The organism is Methylobacterium oxalidis, assembly GCF_007992195.1.
GTDB lineage: Bacteria > Pseudomonadota > Alphaproteobacteria > Rhizobiales > Beijerinckiaceae > Methylobacterium > Methylobacterium oxalidis.
Genome location: NZ_BJZU01000125.1, coordinates 1 through 2537, shown reverse-complemented (window position 1 = coordinate 2537; position 2537 = coordinate 1). Strand labels below are relative to the sequence as shown.

3 protein-coding genes are annotated in these 2537 nt (G+C 72.4%); all 3 read left to right on the top strand.

Going from position 1 to position 2537, the window contains the following annotated elements:
* The coding region (locus MOX02_RS23965) for a DNA translocase FtsK (RefSeq protein WP_280525353.1) at positions 1 to 361 on the top strand (361 nt) is incomplete at its 5' end.
* A gap of 122 nt (positions 362 to 483) precedes the next feature.
* A complete protein-coding gene (locus tag MOX02_RS23960; RefSeq protein ID WP_147028342.1) occupies positions 484 to 1425 on the top strand; it encodes an outer-membrane lipoprotein carrier protein LolA in 942 nt (313 codons plus the stop codon).
* 24 nt (positions 1426 to 1449) lie between these two features.
* Positions 1450 to 2259, top strand: coding sequence for an exodeoxyribonuclease III (locus MOX02_RS23955; RefSeq protein WP_147028341.1), 810 nt, complete (start codon positions 1450 to 1452; stop codon positions 2257 to 2259).
* Positions 2260 to 2537: the final 278 nt, after the last annotated feature.

Here is a 2537-nt window from a genome sequence, read left to right as displayed (position 1 = left end):
GTCGGGAGAGGCCGAGAAGCCCGCCCGCGGCTCGAAGGCCGACAAGGCCGAGCGCGCCGAGCCGGCGGAGGAGGAGGCGGACGTCGCGGTGTTCGACGTCGGCAGCTTCGTGGCCTCGGGCGGCGGCGAGGCCGGCGGCGACCTCTACGAGCAGGCGATCCAGGTGGTGCTGCGGGACAAGAAGGCCTCCACCAGCTACATCCAGCGCCGCCTGCAGATCGGCTACAACCGCGCCGCCTCCATCATGGAGCGGATGGAGATCGAGGGCATCGTCGGCCCGGCCAACCACGCCGGCAAGCGCGAGATCCTGGTCGAGGGCGGGCACCACGCCGCCGCCGGCGTGATGTACGACGACGACTGACGCCCACACCCGAGACGCCGGCGCCGGCCCTTCGCGGCCGGCGTCGCATATTCGCCACAGGGTTCGGGCCTAACGCCCCTCGCCCGCCCCGACGCCTGACCCTGCCCCCGGAGACGCCCCCGATGATCGGCCGCCGCCACAGCCTGCTCGCCGGTTCTCTGCTCGTCCTCGCGGGCATGCTCGCCGAGCCCCGGCCCGCGGCGGCGCAGGTCTCCTCCTTCCTCGACAACCTGTTCGGCCGCAAGGAGCAGCCGGCGCCCGAGCCCGCGCCCCAGGCCGCCCCGCCCGCGGCCAAGCCGAAGCCCGCGCCGAAGCCGCAGGCCGCCAAGGAGAGGGACGGGAAGGAGAAGGACGGGAAGGAGAAGGCCGCCGAGAAGCCGGGGAGCGAGAAGACCGGCAGCGCGAAGGCGGGGGCCAAGGCGTCCGAGAAGCCCGCCGAGGCCAAGGTCGCCGCCGTCGGCGCGCCCACCGCCGCCGCGGCCACCTTCGCGGATGCCGACCCGGCCACGATCCTCGCCCAGGCCAACGGCTACTTCAACGGGATGACGACGCTCACCGGAACCTTCGTGCAGATCGGCGCGGACGGGCGCCGGATCGGCGGCAAGCTGACGGTGGCCAAGCCCGGCCGGCTGCGCTTCGACTACGACGAGCCCTCGCCGCTCCAGGTCGTCGCCGACGGCACCTCGGTGGCCGTGCGCGACCGCAAGCTCTCGACGCAGGACCTCTACTTCATCGCGCAGACGCCCCTGAAATTCCTGCTGCGCGAGAAGATCGATCTCGCCCGCGACCTCTCCGTCACGGACGTCTCGAACGACCCGGGCGGCGTGCGCATCAGCCTCGAGGACCGCTCGACGCTCGGCGGCACCTCGAAGATCCAGCTCTTCTTCGACGCCGAGATGCGGACGCTCAGCCAGTGGCGGATCACCGATCCGCAGGGCTACCTGACCACGGTCCAGCTCGCGAACCTGCAGCGCGGCAAGACCGTCGACGCCGCGATGTTCTTCATCAACTACGGTCGCAGCGAGGACCGGGCGATGCAGCAGCAGATCCAGCAGCAGCACTGAGCGCCGCCCGAGAGCCTGACCCCTGTGCGCCTGACCGTCTCCACCTGGAACATCAACTCGGTGCGCCTGCGCATCGACCTCGTCCTGCGCTTCCTCGCGGAGGAGCGGCCGGACGTGCTCTGCCTGCAGGAGACGAAGTGCCCGGACGACGCCTTCCCCCTGAAGGCGCTGACGGGCTCGGGCTACGAGAACGTCGTGTTCGCGGGCCAGAAGGGCTACAACGGCGTCGCCATCCTGTCCCGCTTCCCGCTCGTGACGCGGGAGGTGATGAGCTTCTGCGAGCGGGCGGACGCGCGCCACATCTCGGCGGCCCTGGGCCCCGAGGCGGGCCCGGCGGCCGGGATCGTGCTGCACGATTTCTACGTGCCGGCGGGCGGCGACGTGCCCGATGTCGGCCTGAACCCCAAATTCGCGCACAAGATCGCCTATCTGGACGACCTGCGCGCCTGGGGCGGGCGGCGGGTGAAGGGCCCGGCGATCCTCGTCGGCGACCTCAACGTGGCGCCGCTGGAGCACGACGTCTGGTCCCACAAGCAGCTCCTCGACGTGGTGAGCCACACGCCCGGCGAGACCGAGCGGCTGGAGACTCTGCGGGGCGAGGCCGGCTGGATCGACGCGGCCCGGCTGCTGACCCCGGAGCCCGAGAAGATCTACACGTGGTGGAGCTACCGCTCCCCCGACTGGGCGGCCGCCGACAAGGGCCGGCGGCTCGACCACGCCTGGGTCTCGCCCGACCTCGCCGGCACGGTGCGCAGCGTCACGGTGGCGCGCCACGCCCGCGGCTGGGAGCGCCCCTCCGACCACGTGCCGGTGACGCTCGCCCTCGAGCTGTGAGGACGCGGAACGCCGCGGGGCGCGGCGGCATTCTCTCGGCGAGCGCCGGGCCGCCCGGCCCGTGCAACCAGACCGAGAGGCACCATGCGCAAGATCCTCCTCGCCTTCCTTCTCCCCAAGGTCATCCAGTACCTGCGCCGCCGCTACGGCGGCCGCCCGGGCCACCGCCCCTACTGAGCGGCACTCCGCAGCACCCCACCTCTCCCGTCCGGGAGAGGGCGTGCCTCGCGCCCGGTCTGCAAGTCTCAGAGCGGCGGAGCCTGCGCCCACCTCTCCCG

Bases quoted from the DNA above. Each gene is read 5' to 3' on its own strand.
- MOX02_RS23960 (WP_147028342.1), top strand. From the start codon at position 484: ATGATCGGCCGCCGCCACAGCCTGCTCGCCGGTTCTCTGCTCGTCCTC.